Genomic DNA, 22757 nt, shown 5'->3' on the forward strand with positions numbered 1-22757 from the left:
CGCGCTTCGCTTGCCGGTATGATTTGACGATCAAGCACAGCGGAGCACTCCCCATGCGAATCCTGGTGATCGAGGACGAGCTCAAAACAGCGGCTTATCTGAAGAAAGGCCTGGAAGAATCCGGCTACGCGGTCGACGTCGCGAACGACGGCCCGCAAGGGCTGATTCTCGCGCAGGAAGAAGAGTACGACGTGATCGTGCTCGACGTGATGCTGCCCGGCATGGACGGCTGGACCATCGTCAAGACATTGCGCAGCACGCGTGCCACGCCCGTGCTGTTCCTCACCGCCCGCGACGACGTCGACGATCGTGTGCGCGGCCTCGAGCTGGGCGCGGACGATTACCTCGTGAAGCCGTTCGCCTTCGTCGAATTGCTGGCCCGGGTGCGTACGCTGGCGCGCCGGGGTCCGCCGCGCGAAAGCGAACTGATCAAGGTGGGCGATCTGGAAATGGACGTCAATCGACGGCGCGTGAAACGCGGCGGCACGCGCATCGATCTCACGCCCCGCGAGTTTTCGCTGCTGCAATTGCTGGCCCGCCGCCAGGGCGAAGTGCTAAGCCGCACACAGATTGCGTCGTATGTGTGGGACATGAATTTCGACAGCGACACCAATGTCGTCGAAGTGGCGATCCGTCGGTTGCGCACCAAGATCGACGATAACTTTCCCATCAAGCTGATTCACACGGTGCGCGGGGTCGGCTATGTGCTCGAACTGAAGGACGCCGCTTGATGCGCGGCCGCTCGCTCGCCGCAACGCTTGCGCTTGCTTTCGGTGTCACCACGCTCGCGGTTTTCGTGCTGGTCGGGAGTTTTCTGTACCTTGCGCTGGAAAAGCAGATCAAGGCGCAGGACGATCTCGACATCGTGCTGGCCGCGCGTCATGCGCGGCGGCTCGCCCAGGAGCTCGATACAGCAAAAGGAATTCGCGAGCACGGCGACCGGCTGACCAGTCTCGTGCTGGGCAATGAAGCGATGTCGATGGAAGTGTTCGGCCCGGATGGAAGCATGGCGATCGAGCACAACGCCGGAGAGACATTCCCGGCGCCTGGCGGTACGACGGGCAGCGTGGCTTCGACAGTCCCGAACGCCCCGAATGCTTCCAGCGCACTCGAAGGGGCAAGCGAACCGGGCGAAGCAAACGCGCAAACGGATACTCAGGATCCCGATGAAACCGCCGAAGCGGGCGGCGTCGAGACGATCGCCGCATTGCCCCCGCTCACGCGTATTGCCGCGTCAGCACGCATTACCGAAGTAGATATCGGCACCTGGACCGGCCGCCATGGCGCACCGATCCGCGGGATTCTCGCGGACGCGAGGCTGCGCGACGGCGACACGGCAACCGTGCTGATCGCGCGCAACATGAACGACCGCTGGCGGCTGCTCGACCGCTATCGCGACAAGCTCAACCTTGCAGGCGCGGCCGGCGTGATTCTGGCGGTGCTGCTGAGCTATCTGCTGATTCGCGCCGCCATGCGGCCGTTGCGCGATATCGCGGCGAGTGCCGCCCGCGTCACGGTCAATCGCCTGGATACGCGGATCACGGTGGCGCGGGTGCCGAGCGAACTCGACGCCCTGGTGAATGCGCTCAACGCCATGCTCGAACGCGTCGACCGAGGTTTTCAGCACCTGTCGCGTTTCACCGCCGACCTCGCGCACGATATGCGTACGCCGCTTGCCAACATGCGGGGCGCCGCCGAAGTCGCGCTCGCCCGGCCACGCTCCACCGACGAATATGAATCGCTGCTCGCATCGAATCTGGAGGAATGCGATCGTCTGGCGCGAATGATCGAAAACGTGCTGTTTCTTGCCCGTGCCGAGCATCCGCAGTTCGTCAAACATATGCGCGAGTTCGACGCAGCGCAGGAACTGACGCGAATCGCCGAATACTTCGAAGGCATCGCCGACGACGCGCATGTCAGGGTGCAGGTCACCGGTGCGGCGATGCTGACGGCGGATCTCGAACTGTTTCGCCGCGCCGTCAGCAATCTGCTTGCCAACGCGATTCGTTATACGCCACAAGACGGCGAGATCGTGCTCGAGGTTCGCGCATTCGCTGACGCGGTGCGCGTCACCGTGTCGAACCAGGGGCAGCCGATCGCCCCCGAGCATCTCGAACGGATCTTCGACCGGTTCTATCGCATCGATCCGTCGCGCAGTGCGCTGCCGTCTGCGGGCTCACCGCAAGGGTCCACGGGTTCGAGCGGACTGGGGCTTGCCATTGTCCGCACGATCATGGAGTTGCATGGCGGCCTGGTGCATGCGCAGAGCGACGCGCAGAGCACGCGTTTCATCCTTACGTTCCGGCGGATTTAAGGCTTGGTTGGGCAGCCGTTACACCCGCCGACGCGCCATTGTCGTGGTCATGCCACGTGCCCCCCAGCGCCTTCAACAACAACACGCTCGACTCCAGCCGCCGCGCCGCGATCTGATCCGCGCTGCGCTGGTTCGTCAACGCAATCGTCTGCGCGGTGACCACGTCGAGATAGCTGACCGCGCCCGCGTTGAAACGGTTCGTCGTGAGCCGCAACGACAGATCGGCGGCCGTGCTCGCGCGTTGCTGGCTCGCGGCTTCGTCGGCGAGTGAATGCAGGGCGGACAAGTTGTCCTCCACCTGCTGGAAGGCAACCAGCACGGATTGCCGGTAATCCGCCACCGCGCCGTCGTATTGCGCCGTTGCGCCATGCAGGCTGGCCGTGCGCTTGCCGCCGTCGAACAGCGTGCCGACCAGTTGCGGGCCGAGCGACCAGAACAGACTGGGCGCACTCAACCACGGCGCGAAGAAAGTGCTTTCCAGCCCCACGCTCGCCGACAGCACGAGATCGGGGAAGAAAGCCGCGTGCGCCACGCCGATCTGCGCGTTCGCCGACGCCACGCGCCGTTCGGCGGCGGCGATGTCGGGGCGTCGTTCGAGCAGTTGCGACGGCACCCCAACGGGAATCGCCGGCGGCGTTGCGGCCGAGCCGTTCGGCGGCAGGGTGAAGGTCGAGGCCGGCTCGCCGATCAGCGTGGCGATTGCATGCTGCATCTGCGCGCGCGTCACGTCGATATCGGTGTCTTGCGTGCGCGTCGCTTCGAGTTGGGTGGTGGCCTGAGCAACCGCGGAGGCATCGATCGCGCCGTCTTTCAGTTGCTGCTGTAGTAGCTTCAAGGCGGCGGCGTAGGCGCTCACGCTGTCGTCGAGCAGCGTCTTTTGCGTGTCGAGCGAGCGCAGGGAGAAATAGTCGATGGCGAGATCGGCACTCATCGACAGGCGCACGGCTTCGAGGTCGGCTTCGCTCGCCTGGGCATCGGCCTGCGCACCGGCCACGCTATCGCGCACGCGGCCAAACAGATCCGGCTCCCAGCTCGCCGACACGCCCGCCGAATAGTCGGGCACGGTTTTGCCCGCGAGCGATTTGCCCTCGACGTTCTGCGAGGTCCGGAAGCGGTCCTGCGCTGCACCGGCAGTGATGGTCGGGAAGAAACCGGCACGCTGATAGTCCACCATCGAACGCGCCTGCTGAACCTGCGCGACCGCCTTGCGCACGGTCTGATTCGAGACGTCGATACGCGCTTCGAGCTGGTTCAACACCGGATCGTTGAAGACTGTCCACCAGGGTCCGCGAGGTGTGGTGTCGGCAGGTGCGGCCTGGGCCCAACCCGGCACCGTGCCTGCGTACTGCGCGGGGATGTCGGCAGCGGGGCGTTGATACGGCGGCAACGTCGAGCAGGCGCTCAGCAGCGCGCCGATCAGCACGGCGGCAAACGAACGGCGCAACAACGGGCGCGAAAAAGATAGGGGAGACATTCGGCTCATCCTTTCGATGACAGGCGCTCAGCCATGCGTGGCCGGCGCGATCTGCACGAGCTGGCCGGTACTCAGCGAATCGCCTGGGTTATCGATCACGCGGTCGGTCGCGGCGAGCCCCGTGGTGATTTCCACATGCGTGCCGAAATCGCGGCCGATCTGCACGGTCTTGAGCGCCGCACGCCCGTTGCCGTCGACGACGGCAACCGTCACGCCGTCCGGACGAAAGAGCAGAGCGCTCACCGGCAGATCGAGCGCCGGCGTGCTGGACTGCAACTGCAGATGCACCTGCGCGTAAGCGCCCGGCATCAGCGCGCCATCCTTGTTGTCGACGTCGACCTCGACCCGCAGCGTACGGCTCGACGGATCGATCGAGCCAGTCGTACGCGCCACTCTTGCGGCAATGCGCCGCCCGGGATACTGCTGGGCACTCAGATACACACCGGTATCGGGCGTGACGTAGGGGGCGTCGTTCTGCGGTACGTCGACGAACACGCGCAGCACGCCGGTCTGCTGAATATGAAACAGCTCGCCCGACATACCCGGCGTGCCGGGCGTGCCGCCCGCCGTCACCAGACTGCCGACATCGACGTTGCGCGCGGTGATCGTGCCGTCGAACGGCGCGGTGATCTTTTCGTACGACACCAGTTCGGCCAGATGCGCGACGTTGGCCTGCGCCGACGCCAGCATCGCGCGACGCGCTTCCATGTCGCTGACCTTCGTATCCGCGTCCTGCTGCGCGACCGACTGGGTTTTCAGCATCTCCTGCCAGCGCTGTGCGGTGGTCTTCGCGAAGTCGAAGTTGGCCTGCGCGGTGGCTTCGTCGGCTCGGGCCTGGCGCAGTTGCGCGTCCAGATCGGGCGCATCGATCGTGGCGAGCGTCTGACCGGCTTTCACCTGGGCGCCGATGTCGGCATTCCAGTGCGCCAGGTAGCCGCTTGTGCGCGCATAGATCGATGCTTCGGCGAACGGCGTCACCGCGGCGGGCAACAGCAACTCATGGACGGCCGGCGCGGGGCGCGGCATGACCACGGACACGCTGAGCATGCTTTGCGCTTGCGTTTGTTGCGTGAGCGCGGCGCTTGCGTGCAGACGCGGCACAATGCCGGCGATCAGCAGCGCGGCGGCGAGGCCGGTCAATGCGAGCGGCCACAGGCGGCGGCGCGGCTTTGGGCTAGTGGGCTGGTCGGCAGCGCGGGCGGTCACGTCTTCGTTGGCGCTCGAAAGCGGGGCAGGCCCGGTTGCATGGGTCCCGTCGTTGAGCGTGGTCGCCTCGGCGACTCGATCCGCCTCGAGGGCCGGTTCGGAACCGTCGCCGAGCTCGGGTGGCAGTGATGAATTGTTCATGAGCATGTTCTCGTCGAAGTCAAAGTGTGCGGGCGGGAACGCGGGATTCCTGTGCGGCGGTGCGAGCCGCGCGGCGTTTGTCGAGCCACGCGTGCACCGTCCCGTAGACGACTGGAACAAGCAGCAGCGTGGACACCGTGCCGAGCGCGAGGCCGCCGATCACCGCGCGGCCAAGCGGCGCGTTCTGCTCGCCGCCGTCGCCGAGTCCGAGCGCCATGGGCAGCATGCCGATCAACATGGCAAGCGCGGTCATCAGCACCGGCCGGAAACGGCTGAAGCCCGCTTCGAGTGCGGCCTGCAGCGGCGGCTTGCCGCCGTGGTGAAACTCACGCGCGGTGTTGATCACGAGAATGCTGTTAGCCGTGGCAATGCCGATGCACAGAATGGTGCCGGTCAGCGCCGGCACGCTCACGCTCGTACCGGTGCTGAACAGCATCCACGCGATGCCGGCGAGCGAGCCCGGCAGACCGCTGATGATGATGAACGGATCGAGCCACGACTGAAAATTGACGACCATCAGCAGATAGACGAGGGCGATCGCGAACACCAGACCGCTGGCGAGGCCGCTGAACGAATCGTGCATCGCCTGGACCTGGCCGCGTACCACGATCGACGCGCCGGGAGGCAACTGCGGCCGGATCTGATCGACGAGGCGGGTCACGTCGGTCGCCACGCCGCCAAGGTCGCGCCCCTGTGTCGACGCGAAAATATCGAGCACCGGCTGCACGTTGTAGTGCGAAACGACGGCTTGCTGGGTGCCGCGTGTCAGCGTGCTCAACGCGCCGAGCAGGTTCTGCGGTGCGGGACCGTTGCCGTTTGCCGCAACGGACGCCGCCGTCGCGCCTGCGTTCGTGCCCGCATTCACGCCTGCATTCGCGGCGCCGCTCTGCGCGACCGGAATATTGGCGAGCGACTGCAGCGAGTTGATGTCGTACTGCGGCATCATCGCCATCAGCGGATAGCTGACGCCGTTGCTCGGATCGAGCCAGAAATTCGGCGAAGTCTGCGAACTGCCGGACAGCGCGATCAGCAGGTTCTGCGATACGTCACGTTGCAACAGACCGGCCTGAATGGCCCGCGTACGGTCGACATTCACGTTGATCGCAGGTTCGTCGCCTGGCTGCTGGATGCGCGCATCGACGAGACCGCGCACGCCGCGCAGTTGCCCGAGCAAGCGGTTCGCCACGACGCGATTGGCGTCGAGCTTGTTGCCGACAATCTGGATATCGATCGGCGCGGGCAGGCCGAAGTTGAGAATCTGGCTGACGATGTCGGCGGGCAGGAAAGCGAACGTGACACCGGGGAAATCTCTGGATAGCGTAGTGCGAAGCGTCGCCACATAGGCCGCGGTGGGTTTGTGTCCGGCTGCGAGCGTGATCATCACGTCGGCGTCTTCCGGGCCGATCGGGTCGGATGAATCGTAGGTCAGGTTGATGCCGCTCACCGGCACGCCGATGTTGTCCAGCATGGCCGCCAGTTCCTGTTTCGGGATCACGCTGCGCACACGTGCTTCGACTTCATCGGTGATGCGCGCGGTGTCTTCGATACGCGTGCCAGTCGGCGCACGCAGATGCAGGCGAATCTCGCCGGTATCGACCGCAGGGAAGAAATCGCGGCCGGCGAACGGCACGAGCGCAAGCGAACCGATACACAGCAACAGGAAGATGGCGATGAAACGGCGCGGTGTCGCAATCGCCGAGCCGAGCACCCCGCGATAGCGTTCGCGCAAGCTCTCGAAGCGATGTTCGAAGGCAGCCTGGAAGCGGATCAGGCGTGCAATCGGGCCGTTGCCCGTGACTGGCGCGTTACTGCGTGCACGCATCAGATACATTGCCAGGGTCGGCACCAGCGTACGCGAGAAGAAGTACGACGCGATCATCGCGAACACCACCGCTTCGGCGAGCGGCACGAACAGATAGCGGGCCACGCCGGAGAGCAGAAACATCGGCACAAACACGATGCAGATCGACAGTGTCGAGACGAAGGTCGGCACGGCGATTTCGCCCGAGCCGTTCAGAATGGCGTCGTGCAACGGCTCGCCGTTTTCCAGATGATGTGTGATGTTTTCGATCGCGACGGTGGCATCGTCGACGAGAATCCCCACCGCGAGCGCGAGCCCGCCGAGTGTCATGATGTTGATGGTCTGGCCGAGCGCGGAAAGTGCGATCAGCGAGGTCAGTACGGCAAGCGGAATCGATACCGCGATGATCAGCGTGGCGCGCCAGCTGCCGAGAAACAGCAGGATCATCAAGGCGGTCAGGGCCGCCGCGATCACGGCTTCGCGCGCCACGCCCACCACCGCCGACTTCACGAACACCGATTGATCCGACAGCGCGGTGATATGCAGTGCGCCCGGCAAACCGGCCGCGATATGCGGCAGCATGGCCTTGACCTGCTGGATGATGGTCAACGTGGAGGTGCTGCCGGATTTCTCGATGGTGAGGAGCGCGGCGCGTTTGCCGTCGTTGCGCACGATATTGGTTTGCGGCGCATAGCCGTCGCGCACATGGGCGACGTCGCGCACGTACACCACGCCACCGGCCACCGTCTTGATCGGCAGGTTGTTCAGCGCGGCCACCGTGTCGGTGCTGCCGTTCATCTGCACGTTGTATTCCTTCGTGCCGATCTTCGCGGTGCCGCCCGGCAGAATCAGGTTCTGGGCGTTGACGGCGTTGACCACGTCGAGCGGGGCAAGGCCTTTGGCCTGCAACGCGCGCGGATCGATATCGACCATGATCTGCCGCACCTTGCCGCCGAACGGCAGCGGCACCGAGGCGCCTTGCACGGTTGCCAGTTGCGTGCGGATCTGGCTGTTGCCGAGGTCGTAGAGCTGCTGTTCGGACAGCGTGTTGCTGGAGAGTCCGAGTTGCAGGATCGGCACCGTCGATGCGTTGTACGTAATGATGTTCGGCGGCAGCGTGCCAGGCGGCAGTACACGCAGGATCGACGCGGAATTGGAGGCGGCCTCGGCAATCGCGCGATTGATGTCCGCGCCGGGATGGAAATAGATCTTCACCACCGAGACGCCGTTCAGCGATTGCGACTCGATGTGCTCGATATCGTCGACGTCGGAGGTGAGCGCACGTTCGTAGTTCGAGGTGATGCGGTTGGCCATGTCCTGGGCGGAAAAGCCGTTATAGGTCCAGACAATGCTGACCACCGGGATGTCGATGTTCGGAAAGATGTCTGTCGGCGTGCGGAGTATCGCAAGCGGGCCGACGATAAAGATCAACACCGCGAGAACCACGAAGGTATATGGGCGGCTCAGCGCGAGCTTGACGATCCACATGACGGTTTCCTGAAAAGAGGCGGAGGGAGGCGTGCGTCCTGTTTCAGTGCCTGGCGAGGCGTGACGCGGGCTTCTTTGTGAGTCAGGAGTGTGGGGGGAGGGGGCTTACCGTGGGTGGTCGGGTAGATTACCGTTCTGTTATCTGGGGTTTGCGTTTGGTTTTGGTTTTGTGAGTTTGGGTTTCTCGTTCAAGCGCGGTGCGTAGATAACAAAACGGTAATCCGCGAGTCAGTGCTCCGACAGCTGAAATGACAAGAATAGGAAGCGTGGTTCAGGCCACTCAGTTCACACACTTCCATCGGAGAGACATCATGAAATTGCTTACCGCTATTGCCGTTGCCGCGCTTAGTTTGCCGTTCGGCGCGAATGCATTTGCTCAGTCCAATCCGTCAGGTTTGACGCGGGCCGATGTCATGGCCCAGTTGCAGCAGGCTCAGGCTGAAGGGCTCGTGCCGGCGCCCAATAACGACTATCCGCCTACGGCGGCGGAGATTGCGAGGAATCGGGAGATTTATGCTATTCAGCATCACACGGATGGCGCTTTGAAAACGGCTGCGACGCCTGCGGGGCAGGGTAAGGCGGTTGCTGACTGATGGTGGGGCGGTTTGCCTGCGGTGTTGGCCTTTCCTTGTTTTCTTATCGGTCCCCCTGACACGCATGACGTCGCGTTCAGGGGCGGCCGCAGCGCGACGGTCGATCAGATTCGGGCTGCTGACTGCAACATGTCCGGATCGACCTTGGGTATGTGCGGCGCAAGCTCGATAAGCCGATGCGCCTGCGCGCTGATGAAGCCCGAAATCTCCTGGACCAGCCCACGCTCATCGCCTACGTAGACGTCTGACGCGGCAAGGTCCGGCGCATGCCGGAGGACCGCACGGGACATAGCCGTTATTTCGCGCGCAAGTTGCGCAGGAGGCGTGTTCGTGCGGTGTGCAAAATCTGCGAGCGCAAATGGGGTAATTTCGGCGAGCGTGAACGCGTCGCCGTAAGCCATCGCCATGTCGCTCTCGACGCGGTCGCCATATACGTTGACGGATACGAGGTCATAGAGCGGAGCCGGCGTAAGTCCGGCAGCCGTAACGTGGAAAGAGACATTCTTGCCGTGTGCGTCACTGTTGCCGAGGAGCAACTGAAGTACAGCCCAACGGATCAGGAATGGGCGCGCTGTCGCTGGCGTGACCATCTTGTCGAGTAACGTGAAGAGGCGTTCGAAACTCACGCCTTCGCGGATGTGCCGCGAATCGTGCCCACCCATATTGCGCTCGTATTTGTATGTCGAAGGCAAATCAAGCGCCTGGCACCCGTCGATGATGTGCATCCGCTCGACGGCGTTCGCGAAGCCTGACTCGTTATCCCATACGACACGGCGGTCAAACCGCTCGATAAGCAATATCGGTTCCGGGATGCGTCGAATCACGACTGGCGCAACCGGGAGGCCCATCCGCGCCGCCAGGGTCATGCAGAAGTGCTCGTTTGCCACCATGCACGTCATGTATGGGTTTCGGCTCTCCGGCTTGAGCAGGTGAGTCGAACTGAGCGCACCGTCGGCAAGCGAGAGGTTTTTGCCTTCAACGAGTACCTGTAGCTTGTCCTGGTAGCCGGCCAGGGACAGGCGGACCTTCCCGTCCCACACGGGAAAAGGGATGGCGTCGCGCTCGCGGATCCGTTCATTCAGTTCTTCGTCTGTGATGCGACGCCGCACGGGTTCGCTTTGCTGTTCGCGCACCATGCGCGCCGCTTCTTCCGGGCTCGCGTCCATGGCTAGAAAACTGAACGCGCCCACGGGTTCCCGACCCAACAGGCGGATCAGCGCGAAGGTGTTGGCCTTGGAAACCTGACTGAAGAGCGACGCGATATCGAGCGCGCGCCCCTCAGGCAGGAGATTCTCCAGGAACCGGTGCACGGAGCCCGAATTGTCAGGCGCGCGGTCGAGCGGAATGGACGGCGCGAGGTAGTACGCCTGCCGGTTGGCCTGCCAGGTCGGCGCATACGCGAAGCCGTAGCGGTCGTCCCGCGACTGGAACTCGAGTTGCCCGACGGCGTCGCCGCGCGTGGACACGTGAAGGGAGTGGGTCGAGGTCATTTTTCGTCGTCATCCAGCCATTCATCATCCGTTGCTGATGCCGCCGGCGGGTGCGACATGCTGGACCGTCCAGGGGCAGCAGTGCTTCCTTCAATCTTGAGGGGGCGCGCAGGCCCATACCACATCGCCTCCTCCTTGCTCGTCACGAGCATGGCGAGGCCAAGCCCTGACAACACGCGCAGGAGCCTGTCGGCGCCGACAGGCTTGCCGTTCTCCAGCCGCGAAAGGACGTTTGCCGCCACACCGCACGCATGGGCCGCATCATCGATACGCAACCCCAGTTCAAGCCGGCGATGGCGCACCAGTTCACCGAGCTCGCCGAGGTCCTGGGCCTGCGGGGCCGGTTTGGGGCCGGGGGAGTCGAGTGAACGTGCCATAGTTTCTCTATCTGGAAAGAAAGGCAGAATCTCTGCGTTTTCCTCGTTTATTTCTCAATCGGGAAACATTAGTTCAAACAGGGTTCTCCTGTCAATTATTTCTACATTGGGAAACTAATCGTACCTCTCAACTCAATCCCACCGCCCAATCCACCGCTGCATCAAACAGACTGCTCCCCGCCGGCGAAAGATTGCCGAAGGTGTCGTTGTTCAGAAAGAACATCACACGTCGGGCCGGCGCCAGCGACTCATAGTCCATCGTCGCGCCTTTCTCGTACGCAAAAATCGCCGCCTTTTCCGGTTGGCCATACAGCGTCGCAATAGTCGTCGCGCCCAAGCCCGGTTTGCCCCAGCTCATACCGGCCTGTTTGACGTAGACGTTCGTCACGCCGGCCGGCAGGCCGGCTGCAATCGGGTGGGGCGCGTTGACCAGCCACACGTAACGCTCTTTCTCCGCTTCGCCAAAATCGACGTCGTGACGCTTGCCCGTCATCGCGAAGTCGTCGAGCAGATCGTTTTCCCATGTCAACAACGGCTTGGCCAGGTAGCGCCAGCCACCCACCACCTGCTTCGATGAAACCGTCGATGAAATGACGACCAGATCCGCGTCGCCCACCGCCTCAGGCGGCTGCGCCTGATCCAGCATGCGTACGCTGTAGCCGCGCGCAGTCAGGTGCGCCGCGATCTTCTGATCGACGGCCAGGCTCGGTCCGTTCAGTTGGACGACCATCGCGACTTTTTTGCCCGCGCGGGAATCGCCCGATGCCGCTCGCGCAGCAGGCGTCGCGACAGCCAGCACGGCACCGAGGCCCGCGGCCGCGGTGAGAAAAGTACGGCGTTTGGGTGCGGGCACCACGCCCTTGTCGGCATAACGGTTCCAAAACTTCATAGCAGCTCCAGTCTCATGTTGATCCATTGAACGCGCGCATCGTGCGCGCCGTGCCGGTGCGCACGCCTAGAACTCGAGCGTCGACAGCAACGACACCTGACGTGCATCGCCAACCGCGACGAAGTACCTGTTCGCACTCGACGGGTAGTAAGTCTTGTTGAACAGATTCTTCACGTTGAGCTGGAACGACAGATGGCGATTGCCGAGTTTCGTTTCGTACGTGGCGAAGGCGTCGGCGACGGTGTACGCCGGCAGCGTGAAGCTATTGGCCGAATCGCCCGGGCGTGCGCCGACGTAGTGCGCGCCGGCGCCCACGCGCAACTGGTCGCCGCCAAAGATCGTGCCGAAGTCGTACACGGCCGCGAGCGACGCCGTATTCTGCGGCGCATTCCACAGGCGCTTGCCGGCGTACAGCGGGTCTTCGGTGGTCTTCGCGTCGATGTACGCGTAGCTCGCAATCACGCTCCAGTGCTGGCCGATCTGGCCGGCCACGTCGAGTTCCACGCCGCGTGAACGCGCCTTGCCCGCGGTGCGCCAGTCCGTCTGTTTGGTGGTGTCGTTGTACTGCTGCACCAGCACGTTCTTCTTGTCGATATTGAAAAGCGCCAGCGTGCCGCTCAGGCCGTTGGGCATTGCAATCTTGGCGCCGAGCTCCCATGAAGTGGCTTCCTCAGGCTGCACCGACGAATCGATCACCACGCCGGAGCCAAGCGGCGCGATCGTCGAGGTTGGCTTGAGCGACTGCGTATAGCTGCCGTATAGCGACACCGTGTCGGTCCATTTGTAGACCACGCCCGCGCGCGGCAGCCATTTGCTGCCGTTGATGTCGGTGTTGACGACGAACGGCCGGCCCTTTCCCGCGATCTGGTTGTAGCTGAGAAAACGCGCACCGCCGATCAGAATCCATTTGTCGGTGAGATGCACACTGTCCTGGAAGAAGAACGAGCGGTCGTGCAGCGTGTCGGTCTGATCGCTGTCGCTCGCCGACACCGTGGTCGACGGGCTCTCCCGGCCATAAACCGGATTGAAATAGTTGAATGGATATTTCGTGGCCTGGCGCAGCAGGTCCTTGCGATAGATGCGGCGGTATTCACTGTCGACGCCGACCTGCAGATCGTTGCGCAAACCGGCAACGTCGAAATGGCCATCCACATAGGCAATCGCGTAGCTGTCGGTGCTGAGCGCGCCATGCGTCGCGTCGTTGCTGCGCGACACGGCGCCGGTCGTGCTGTTGATGCCTTGCACGCGCAACTGGCCCGCGTCGTAAGTCTCGCGGTTGTAGCTGTAGCCGAAGTGAGCCTTCCAGTTGGGGCTGATCTGATGATCGACGCTGATTTGCGCCAGGTTCGATTCGCCGTCCATTGTGTTGAACGGTTCGTCGAGGCGTTCGCGGCTCGAAATGGCAAGCGGCTTGTTGGTCTTCGGATCGAGCGCCGTACCGCGGTCGAAGGGATAAAGAAACTTGCGGTATTCGTACGACACCACCACCTGCGTATCGCGTCCGTACCACGCCAGCGATGGCGCCACGAGCGTCTCGCGATGCTCGCCGAAGTTGCGCCAGTATTGCTCATTGGTTTGATCGACAACGAGCCGGTAAGCGAGACCGGAGTCGCCGATCGGCCCGGTCGTATCGAGCGTGGCGCCGGCCCCATTGCGGCCGTGCCCATAGGTCGAACCGAGCACGGAGATCGCGTGATAAGGCTTGAGCAAGGGCTGCTTGCTCACCACGTTCACGACACCACCCGGGTCCATGATCCCGTACAACAGCGAGGTCGGCCCCTTGAGCACTTCGACGCTGTCGGCGGCCGCATTGAATGCGCGCCCCTGCACCAGCGGCATGCCGTTGTGCATGATCGAGCCGTCACGATTGCCGCCAAACCCGCGCTTGAGCAAGGTGTCCTGCGTGCCGGCCAGCGTGTTGCCTTGCACGATGCCGCTCACGTTCGCGAGCGCATCGTCGAGATTGCGCGGACGCTGGTCGCGCAGCACCTGGGCCGGCACGATGTTGACGGCCTGGGCGGTGTCGAGCACCGGTGTGTCCGAGCGCGTCACCACCGAGTCGACGGGGGGCCGGTAGCTACCGGCTTTCACCATCGTCGAGCTGACTGTCACGGCGGGGAGGGTGGTGCCGTCCGTGTCGCGGTCGTTCGCCGCCGATTCCGTGCGCGTGACGAGCGTATAGCTGCCATTGGGCTGCTGTACCGCGCCGAGTCCGGTGCCCCGCAGGATTCGATCGAAGCCTTGGCGTACGTCGTAATCGCCATGCAGGCCCTGGCTCGTGCGCCCGTCTGTCAGTGCCGCCGGGAACGACAGCAGCAGCCCGCTCTCGCGCCCGAAGCGATTGAGCGCCGCTTCGAGCGGGCCGGCCGCAATGTCGTAGCTCCTGCGCGCCGGCGCCTCGGCGGAGGGTGGGGCATCGGCCGCCAGCGCCATGTTGAACGGCAAGCCCGCCGAAATCAGCGCGGCCGTGGCGAGATGCCGCGCGAAGTGTGCCGGCTGTCGCGCGGGCAAAGCCCCACGGCTGCCATTGCCGGCGTCGGTCTTTCGATACTGTCCCATGTTCAAAGCTCGCTGGAAGGGTGACGATGTGTTGCTCTCATCTCCCTTGTCACGCGAGATTCGAAAACAGCTCACAGCAGACAAAAATATTTTCAGCGCCGCGCGAGCGCGCCGGTTTCAGGAGCGTGCCGCGCGCACGGTGCCCCAGTAACGCGTGATGAAAACGACTTCGACCGGCAAGGTTCTGGCCACGGTGTCGAGCACGCGGTCCGTGTCCGAAAGCGGGAAGGTGCCCGAAATCCGCAAGCCGGCTACCGAAGGATCGCAACTCAGATGCCCCGCGCGGTAGCTGTCGAGTTCGGCCACGAAATCGCCGAGCCGCATGCCGCTCGCGACGATCAGGCCATCCGTCCATGCCGCGTCGTTCTCGCTGATCGGCTCGACCACACCGACGTCTTCACGCGTAAAGCGGACGCGTTGACCGGCACGGATCACCGGCGCGAGGTCAGGTGCATCGAGCGGACTGATCCGCACTGCGCCTTCGAACACATCGAGGCGGCCAGGCGCACGCTGTTGCCTGACGGCGAAGCGCGTGCCCAGGGCTTGCAAACTGCCTTGCGCGGTCTCGACAATGAACGGCCGCCGTTCCCCGGCGAGATGGCCGGTGGCGATCATGATTTCGCCTTTGATCAGGCGCACGCGCCGTTCGGTACTGTTGAAGGCGATATCGATGGCGCTGTCGGTGTTCAGCGTGACGCGGGTGCCGTCGGCGAGCGTGAGAGTGCGGCGCTCACCGAGCGCGGTGTGCAGATCCGCGCTCCATGCGCGCCACGGCACGTGCTCACCGGCGATCCATGTCGCGCCGCCGGCGAACAGCAAGGTCGCAAGCACTTTGACGTTCGCGCGGCGTCTCGCCGACCCGGTACGCGTCAGCGCAGCGCGAGCGAGCGCTGCACCGCCCGCATTCGCGCTGCCACTACCAGCTCCGCCTGCTTCGGCGAGCCCCCTGAAGCGGCTGCTGACGCTGCAGATGTGCTGCCATGCGCGTTCGTGATCCGGATGCTCGGCGCACCAGCGCGCCAGCGCGAGTTGCTGCCCGCGCGTGTCTTTGCCGGATTGCAATTCCATCCACCACTGCACGGCGCGCATGGCGATGTGTTGCGGAATATCGGGTCTCGCGCGCGCGTTCATCCGTCGATCCGTCAGGCTGCGTTCAGCGCGAAGAAACACTGCGCGCCGGCGCGCACCAGATGGCGCTTCACGGTCGAAACGGAAAGCTTCAGTTGCGTGGCGATTTCCGCGTGGTTCAAGCCGTCGAGCTGGGCCAGCAGGAAAGCACGTTTGACGGCGACCGGCAGCCGCTCCAGCAGACTGTCGATTTCGCACAGCGCTTCCAGAAGCAGCGCCCGCTCTTCCGGCGAAGGTGCGAAGCGCTCGGGCACGAGTGCCAACGCTTCCAGATACGCACGCTCGATCTGCTCGCGACGCCAGTAATTGGCCATCACGCGTTGCGCGACCGTTGTCAGGAACGCACGGGGCTCGTCCAGACCCAGCGGTTCATCACGGGCGAGCAAACGCAGGAACGTGTCGTGCGCAAGGTCGGCCGCACGGTGCGCGCAGCCGAGCTTCTTACGCAGCCATGCGTGGAGCCAGCCGTGATGATTGCTGTAGAGCGCCTGCATCTCGTGATGCAGGGCCGATTCGTTTGCCGCCATGGCCTACCGGGCGCGTCAGATCGGTGGATATGACGCTTTTGTAAATGAGAATGATTCGCATCATAACATGTCAAAATGTAAGATGGAATGCATCCATTTGCGTCTTGATCAGCGCGCGCATTAGCCCGTGCATTAACGCGTGCATTAACTCGCGCATTAACCCGCTTTACGAACCCAGTTGCCCCCATGTGCCGCGGCCTGGGCCGCGGGCGAGGTCGCGAGATAGGCCAGCGCCTGTTCAGTGGAGCCTTCGTGATGAGGCGTGTAGCGCGGATTGAAATAGCGTAGCGCCGCCGCGATCATTTTCCAGAACGACGGCAGGCAGCGGCGCCGCGCCCCGGCGCGCCAGGCGAGGATAAAGCCCCGGTACGGACCGGCGGCGGGATCGCGCTGGTGCATGAAGCGCGCGCCGAACGTCAGGAAGTACAACAGAAGCATGACGGTCGAAAGCATGTGGAAGCAGCGTTCGAAATAGGTGCCGCCCATATGCCGGAAGATGTCGAAGGCTACCGTGCGATGTTCGACTTCTTCGGCGCCGTGCCAACGCAGCAGGTCGAGCATGGTGGGGTCGGCGCGGGCTGCGTCGAGCCCGTCGGCATTGAGCACCCAGTTGCCGAGGTAGCCGAAAAAGTGCTCCAGCGCGGCGATCACGCCAAGTTGCTGGCGCAGCCAGAAGCGCGTTTTGCCGATCTTCAGCCCGAGCGGTTGTTCGCCGAGCAGCTTGCCGAACAGCCAGTCGAGTTGCTTCGTGAAGGGCTGCGTATCGATGCCGTGGGCCTTGTAGTAATGCGTGAGCACACCGCCGTGCGAGCGCGAATGCACCGCTTCCTGCCTGAGAAATCCCTCTGCGTCGTCACGCAACGCCGGGTCGGTGATGAGCGGCAGCGCCTTGTTGTAGACGCGGCAGAACCATAGCTCGCCGGCGGGGAACAGCAGGTTCAGCACATTGATGATGTGCGTGCTCGACGGGTCGCCCGGAATCCACTGGATCGGCGTTTGGCTCCAGTCGAACTTCACGTGGCGCGCCTTGATCTTGTGTTGGGTCTGTTCTTGGGTCTGCTCTTGGGTCTGCTCTTGGGTCATTACGGTCTCCGGCGTCCGGTTGGGGAGCGCATTGAGCTCATTGAACTTGGCGAGCTCAGCGCGGCATCATGCTGAGGCGGGCGATTACGCGACCTAGCCAGGGCAGATAGCGCGAGACAAACCGCATTGAATGCGCCTCGATGCCGATCGCGACGACAGGCTTGTTGCGCAATACCGCACGTAGCGCCGCTTTCGCAACCGTCTCGGGTTGCAGGCCCCGCAACTGATAAAGCTTCGTGGCTTTCTGGCGCATGCGGTCCTGATCCTGAGCACTGGCGCCGACGTATTGCGTGGCAGCCATGATCCCGGTCTCGGCAAACCCCGGACAGATCGCGCTGACACCGATACCCTGGCCCGCGAGTTCTCCGCGCATGCACTCGCTGAGCATCAGCACGGCGGCCTTGGTGGTCGCATAGGCGGGCAGGTCGCGCGAAGGCGCGAAGGCCGCGGCTGACGCCGTGTTGACGATGTGACCGCCCTGGCCGCGCGTCACCATCTGCCGGGCGAACAGGCGCGAGCCGTGAATCACCCCCCACAGGTTGACGTGAAGAATGCGTTCCCAGTCCTGCGCCGAGGTGTCGAGCACGCCGCCTGCCATGCCGATGCCAGCGTTGTTCACCACGATATCGGCGCCGCCCAGTTCCGTTCCGACCCAGTCGGCCAACGCTTCCATCTGTGCGGCACTGCCGACGTCGATCTTGCGCGCATAGGCGCGACGGCCCAATAACCTGATCAGCGTAGCGGTACGTTCCGCGGCTGCGGCGTCGATATCGACGGCGACCACGGCCGCACCTTGCTTCGCGAATTCCAGCGCGACGCATCGCCCAATGCCGCTGCCCGCACCGGTCACGACCGCGAGCTTGCCGCTGAGCGGCCGGCGTGCCGAGTCCATCCGGGCGCGTTGCAGCGCTTCCGGTTCGTCGCCGCCTTCGGTGTGCTCGACGAGTTCGCGCACCATGCGGGCCATCGGTTCGGGATGGGTGAGCGGTACCCAGTGCCGCGCGGCCAGTTCGCGGCGCCAGTATTTCGGCACCCAGCGGGAAAGATCTTCGGAGAGCGCCGGACTGACGTATTTGTCCAGCGTCGGCACGATGACCTGGACCGGCGCATGCGCGTAACGCTTGCGCGGCGTGAACAGGCAACGGATGAAGTTGGCGCGGTACAGCGATACGCCGCGCACGCCGTCCCGCGTTTGCGTCGGACGAGGCGTGACCTCGGTCTTTTCCACGCGGCGCAACACTCGCGGCCACGCGCGGCCGAGCCACAAACGCCAGGTCAATCCTGGGAGCACCGGCAAATGAAACAGCAGCACGTACCAGGAGCGCACCAACTGGCCCAATAGCTTGCCGATGGAGCGCGGCGTGGGGCGCAGCAACCGCGCTCGCATCCAGAAAGCGACATGGTCGAGACAAGGGCCCGAGCACGATGTGTACGAGGCAATGCGCCCACGCAAGCGCTCTTCGGTGACGAACTCCCATCCCTGGATCGAGCCCCAATCATGCGCGACCAGATGGACCGGCCGGTTGGGACTAACGGCATCGATGACGGCGACAAAATCGTCGGTGAGTTTTCCTAAGCGATAGGCACTCGTGCGGGTTGGGGCAGTGGATCGCCCCGCACCCCGGACATCGTAGGCAACCACATGGAAATCGTGTGCCAGCAAACCGGCCAAAGCGTCCCAGACTGCGCTGGTGTCGGGGTAGCCGTGGACCAGCACGACCGTAGGCCGGGCTGGATCGCCCCAGGCCCTGGCGGCTAGCGTCACGTCGCCCGAGCGCACGGTGAAAGCGGTGTGTTGCATGACGGGCGGTGCCGCGTAGAGCGAGGGCGGCACGGGTTCGGTTAAAAGCTGCATGTGCGCCTCCGTCACGCTGCGACCAACGCCCGCCCGCGCTGCGCCCAGCGGCGCACATGCGGCAGATCGTCGTCGAGCCAGTAGGCGTCGTCGTCGGTGATGACGAGCAGCTCTTCGAACTTGGCGCCCACACCCTGAAAGCCGAGGTGCGGTTCGACGGCCCACAGGCCGGGTGTCGGTGCATGCTCGGAGCGGCGATCGATCGACCACAATGGCGACCAGCCTTCCTTTTTGCCCGCGCTCACCTGATCGAGGACCAGATTGCGCGTGGCATTCAGGCCGAAACGGGCGACGAAACGCGGCTTGGCAGGGTTGTGCAGCTTCGCGACACGATGCGCCAGCACCTTGAACGGATAGGCCTTATGACGCGGCTCCACGCCCTGTTTCCTGCACAGCAGGTCGACCGCGCGTGCTACGTCGGCAAGCGTGCACCGTTGCTTCACCATATTCACAATCAGTTCGCGGTGTTCGGCGAGATCGTCTTTCAGTTGTTCGAGGATCGGATTCGTGCCGATGCAGGTGGCGTAGCCGACATCGGCGATCACCCCGTTCAGCACGGGCGCCACGTCGAGAATGACCGGCATGTCCGCTTCAAGGCGGCGTGAGCTCGGGAAGAAAGCCAGGTTGAAACCGGCCATGTGCGACAGCCCCGAAAAGCCCTCAAACGCGGTGCGGTCGCCAAACCAGGCGAAGGGCTTGTGCAGCCAGTCATGCACGCCATGGTCCTGCAGCCATTCGGTCAACAGCCGGGCGGCGTCTTTTTCCGTCATACCCGGTGAAAGCATGTCGCCGACGCTCTCGACGCACCGATAAGCCAGTTGCTGAACCTCACGGAACTGCCCCAATTCGTCCACGTTCACGTGTGGAATGGCCTTCTCACCCATACCCGCCTCCCAATATGCTGTCCGACAGGCGCGGAGCAGCCTGTCACGATGACATTTTTTATTGTTACATTGAATGATGTAACGATTGGATGCTACACCATGAGAAAGACCAGTCCACTGGTTTTTTCCCTGGTGGGTAAAGGCGGGGATTCTAGGCGGCGTGTCGGGAGTCCGATCAGCGGCCGAAGGCGGGGGTCAGTCAGTCAGTTTGGCGACAAGATGGGACAGGCGGGCAATGCGCTTGCGGTACAGGGGGGCTTGCGGACTACTTTCGAGGTGTTTGATGCGATCGCGCCAGTAGGTCGGCGGAAAGGGTTTCTGCGGCGCGAATGCGATTACGCGTTCCAGATGGACGAGTTCACTTTCGAAAATGACATGGTGCATTGTTCGATTTCCCCGGGAATGGCCGTATGGCCGGTTTGCGAAGGACGGGCCGCCGCTGCCTTCCCCGCGAAGGGAACGCAACGACGGCCGGACCTGCAGCGGCCTGTCTGGTACATAGCCAGACTAATCCCGCGATTTCGGCGCCCGCATCGCAACGATCTTCTCTACGGAAGTATTCAGTTGCCATGTGTCGACACACGACGTCACTACGACTTCAACAACAGCACAGCCCTCTCTCAAACGGCTACCAGCGACCCAGTATCGCCGGTATCGATCGGCGCTTCGCCTATCGTTCGGATGACTAATCGAACGGCCGCGACGGTCAGCGGCGGCCCTTCGGTCATGGAGCCCGGCTATCCCGAAGCAAGCGGGACATCGCCGGACGCCGATGCATCGAACACTTTGCGGCGCGCGATCTTTTTTGGTCTCTCAGGCCCCCCGGCTTATTGGACAGATTCGTTGCTCTCGACATCGCGAACGCCCGTCCGGGTAGTTTCCAGGCGGTCACTGATGGCAACACACTATGAGCAATAGTCGTGCCAGAACAAGATGTCATACAGGCGTGGGAATTTAGAGATATTGAGGTTGCAACACTGGACACTCTCGTCCACGAAATTCGTAACAGATGGACGATTTCGTCCATCTGGCCGTATCACGCATAGAGGATGGGCTTTTCCGTCCACATGAGGACCCAGCCGGCCAGGAGGTGGGGCAGAGCGCGGGGCGGGGGACTCGTCTGCTCATCCGGCTGGCGACCGCTCCGGAGCGCCACCCGGAAAGTGGCGCTCCGACCTGAGTTGACCCAGAGGGTCGCTTCAATTTACAGGCTGGAATCCGCCGACTCTGCCTGGATGTCAAAGTCAGCCAGGGGTTCCGCGTTGTGATAGAGCCTGTCTAGCAGTTCACGCAACATTTCCGCTTCCGCCGCGCTAAAACAGTTCAACGCGACGGTCTCGTAGTGCTGCGCCAGCGGAACGATTTCGCGCGTCAATTCGGCGCCTTTGCTGGTCAGGGCGAGCTGGACGGCGCGCCCGTCGTCGCTGCTCTTTTCACGGGACACGAGCCCTTGCGCGATCAGCCGGTCCACGATGCGCGAGAGGGCGGACATATCGACACACGCCCGCGTCACCAGCTCCGAAAGTCGCTGATGAGGCCTATGGCCAAGCGACGCGCATACGCGCCATTCGCTCAGGCTCAGACCGTATGGCTTGAGCGCTTTCGCAAAAGCATTGCCCATCCGGCTCCCGGTGCGAGCCACCAGGTACGGTACGGCTCTCTCCAGATCGTGATCAACCGTGATCGGCGAGGGACGCTGCCTCTTCATTGATCTCTTACTCCCGTGAAATATTTGCATTTGCAAGTATATATCACTTTGGCGCTCATCGTTTCGGTGCGGTTGAAGGCATCTGCATCGCGCACTTTACACATGCCTAGCGGATTAAGCCGGGTAATCCCTGGGTATTTATTTGAAATTTCAAGTATAAGCTTCGGCTTGAATTAGATGATTTTTCAAGTATTTTAACCTGTGCCACGCGACGCCAGGCCGCGTGCCTTCGTTACTGACGGGATACCATGAAAGACAAGATTGCTCTCGAAGAACACTTCGCCATCGACCAGACCATCGCCGATTCCGAGGTCTATGCACGCCCCGAAATCTGGACGCACTTGCGCGCGAATCTGCTTGATTTCGAACAGCAACGCCTCGACCAGATGGATCAATGGGGTACGTCGTTTTCGATCCTCTCGCTGAATTCGCCAGCCGTGCAGGCGATTCCTGACCCGGATCGCGCGGTGGATATCGCGCGGCGTGCGAACGACCTGCTTGCCGAGCAGATACGCCGTCATCCAACGCGTTTCGGCGGGTTCGCGGCGCTGCCCATGCAGGACCCCGAACGTGCTGCGCGCGAACTCGAACGCTGTGTCACGGAGTTGGGCTTTCACGGCTTCCTCGTGAATGGCTTCTCACAGGTCGGCGATGCGAGCACGGTGGTCTACTACGACGATCCTCGCTTCGCCGGTTTCTGGGACACCGCCGCATCGCTGGGTAAGCCCTTTTACATGCATCCGCGCGACCCGCTTGCATCGCGCGAGCCGATCTACGAGGGATGTCACTGGCTGACCGGGCCGACTTGGGCATTCGCGGCCGAAACCAGCATGCATGCGCTGCGTCTGTTGTCGAGCGGCCTGTTCGACCGTCATCCGCAGTTGCAGATGATCCTCGGGCATTTTGGCGAAGGCATTCCGTTCAACGTCTGGCGCATCGACCATATCTTGCGCAAAGGCCGCCGCGGCATGCCGTGCGAGCGCGAAATCGGCGACTATCTGCGCAACAACGTCCACATCACGACGAGCGGCAATTTCCGCACGCCGACGCTGCTGTCGACGATGCTCGAAGTCGGCAGCGACCGCATCATGTACTCCGTCGACTATCCGTTCGAGAAACATGAGGACGCGGCAGGCTGGTTCGACCGCTGCGAGATCAGCGAGCTCGACCGCCGCAAGATTGGGCGCGACAACGCGCGGCGCCTCTTTGGTCTCGCATGAGGAGCGCCATGAAGCAACCG

General features: G+C 63.1%; 18 protein-coding genes. 4 read left to right on the forward strand and 14 right to left on the reverse strand.

All coding sequences use genetic code 11. The features are described from left to right. Positions 1-53 precede the first annotated feature (53 nt). Both PQR67_RS31250 and PQR67_RS31255 read left to right on the forward strand, forming a co-directional pair. Positions 54-731: a heavy metal response regulator transcription factor gene (locus tag PQR67_RS31250; protein ID WP_408466665.1), complete on the forward strand. Its 678-nt coding sequence runs from the start codon at positions 54-56 to the stop codon at positions 729-731. Next, complete coding sequence (locus PQR67_RS31255) at positions 731-2314, forward strand: heavy metal sensor histidine kinase (protein ID WP_408466666.1); 1584 nt, start codon at positions 731-733, stop codon at positions 2312-2314. The genes PQR67_RS31250 and PQR67_RS31255 overlap by 1 nt, the downstream gene beginning before the upstream one ends. Here PQR67_RS31255 and PQR67_RS31260 read toward each other — a convergent pair. Genes PQR67_RS31260 through PQR67_RS31270 form a run of 3 tightly spaced genes read right to left on the reverse strand, consistent with a single transcriptional unit; the run spans position 2295 to position 8424 of the window. Further along, positions 2295-3788 (reverse strand): efflux transporter outer membrane subunit, encoded by a 1494-nt coding sequence (locus tag PQR67_RS31260; protein ID WP_408466667.1) that lies wholly within the window; start codon positions 3786-3788, stop codon positions 2295-2297. The genes PQR67_RS31255 and PQR67_RS31260 overlap by 20 nt on opposite strands. A gap of 27 nt (positions 3789-3815) precedes the next feature. Further along, on the reverse strand, positions 3816-5135 hold the full coding sequence (locus tag PQR67_RS31265) for an efflux RND transporter periplasmic adaptor subunit (RefSeq protein ID WP_408466668.1): 1320 nt from the start codon (positions 5133-5135) through the stop codon (positions 3816-3818). A gap of 19 nt (positions 5136-5154) precedes the next feature. Beyond that, on the reverse strand, positions 5155-8424 hold the full coding sequence (locus PQR67_RS31270) for an efflux RND transporter permease subunit (RefSeq protein WP_408466669.1): 3270 nt from the start codon (positions 8422-8424) through the stop codon (positions 5155-5157). A gap of 311 nt (positions 8425-8735) precedes the next feature. Between PQR67_RS31270 and PQR67_RS31275 the strand changes: the two genes are divergently transcribed. Further along, positions 8736-9017, forward strand: a complete 282-nt coding sequence (locus PQR67_RS31275; protein ID WP_408466670.1) for a DUF4148 domain-containing protein — start codon at positions 8736-8738, stop codon at positions 9015-9017. A gap of 104 nt (positions 9018-9121) precedes the next feature. Here PQR67_RS31275 and PQR67_RS31280 read toward each other — a convergent pair whose 3' ends face one another. From PQR67_RS31280 to PQR67_RS31330, 11 genes are all read right to left on the reverse strand, one after another. Beyond that, complete coding sequence (locus tag PQR67_RS31280; RefSeq protein WP_408466671.1) at positions 9122-10507, reverse strand: HipA domain-containing protein; 1386 nt, start codon at positions 10505-10507, stop codon at positions 9122-9124. After that, positions 10504-10884: a helix-turn-helix domain-containing protein gene (locus PQR67_RS31285; RefSeq protein ID WP_408466672.1), complete on the reverse strand. Its 381-nt coding sequence runs from the start codon at positions 10882-10884 to the stop codon at positions 10504-10506. Before PQR67_RS31285 ends, PQR67_RS31280 begins: the two co-directional genes overlap by 4 nt. A 127-nt stretch (positions 10885-11011) precedes the next feature. Next, positions 11012-11773 (reverse strand): hypothetical protein, encoded by a 762-nt coding sequence (locus tag PQR67_RS31290; protein ID WP_408466673.1) that lies wholly within the window; start codon positions 11771-11773, stop codon positions 11012-11014. A gap of 66 nt (positions 11774-11839) precedes the next feature. After that, positions 11840-14332 carry a TonB-dependent siderophore receptor gene (locus tag PQR67_RS31295; protein ID WP_408466674.1) on the reverse strand — a complete coding sequence of 831 codons (2493 nt, stop codon included), beginning with the start codon at positions 14330-14332 and terminating at the stop codon, positions 11840-11842. A 117-nt stretch (positions 14333-14449) separates the two neighbouring features. Continuing rightward, a complete protein-coding gene (locus PQR67_RS31300) occupies positions 14450-15463 on the reverse strand; it encodes a FecR domain-containing protein (RefSeq protein WP_408466675.1) in 1014 nt (337 codons plus the stop codon). 11 nt (positions 15464-15474) lie between these two features. Continuing rightward, the gene (locus tag PQR67_RS31305) at positions 15475-15987 is read right to left on the reverse strand and encodes a sigma-70 family RNA polymerase sigma factor (protein WP_408466676.1); all 513 of its coding nucleotides are present in this window, start codon (positions 15985-15987) and stop codon (positions 15475-15477) included. A gap of 156 nt (positions 15988-16143) precedes the next feature. Beyond that, the gene (locus tag PQR67_RS31310) at positions 16144-17070 is read right to left on the reverse strand and encodes a metal-dependent hydrolase (protein WP_408466677.1); all 927 of its coding nucleotides are present in this window, start codon (positions 17068-17070) and stop codon (positions 16144-16146) included. Between the two features lie 55 nt (positions 17071-17125). Continuing rightward, positions 17126-18925 (reverse strand): SDR family oxidoreductase, encoded by a 1800-nt coding sequence (locus tag PQR67_RS31315; protein WP_408466678.1) that lies wholly within the window; start codon positions 18923-18925, stop codon positions 17126-17128. An 11-nt stretch (positions 18926-18936) separates the two neighbouring features. Further along, the gene (locus PQR67_RS31320; RefSeq protein WP_408466679.1) at positions 18937-19809 is read right to left on the reverse strand and encodes a M24 family metallopeptidase; all 873 of its coding nucleotides are present in this window, start codon (positions 19807-19809) and stop codon (positions 18937-18939) included. A 195-nt stretch (positions 19810-20004) separates the two neighbouring features. Beyond that, entirely contained in the window at positions 20005-20193 is a 189-nt protein-coding gene (locus PQR67_RS31325) for a hypothetical protein (protein ID WP_408466680.1), read from the reverse strand. Positions 20194-21013: 820 nt separating this feature from the next. Then, a complete protein-coding gene (locus PQR67_RS31330; protein ID WP_408466681.1) occupies positions 21014-21517 on the reverse strand; it encodes a MarR family winged helix-turn-helix transcriptional regulator in 504 nt (167 codons plus the stop codon). 248 nt (positions 21518-21765) lie between these two features. Between PQR67_RS31330 and PQR67_RS31335 the strand changes: the two genes are divergently transcribed. After that, a complete protein-coding gene (locus PQR67_RS31335; protein ID WP_408466682.1) occupies positions 21766-22737 on the forward strand; it encodes an amidohydrolase family protein in 972 nt (323 codons plus the stop codon). Positions 22738-22757 lie beyond the last annotated feature (20 nt).

It is taken from the genome of Paraburkholderia fungorum, from assembly GCF_046026025.1.
GTDB classification, from domain to species: Bacteria; Pseudomonadota; Gammaproteobacteria; order Burkholderiales; family Burkholderiaceae; genus Paraburkholderia; species Paraburkholderia fungorum_E.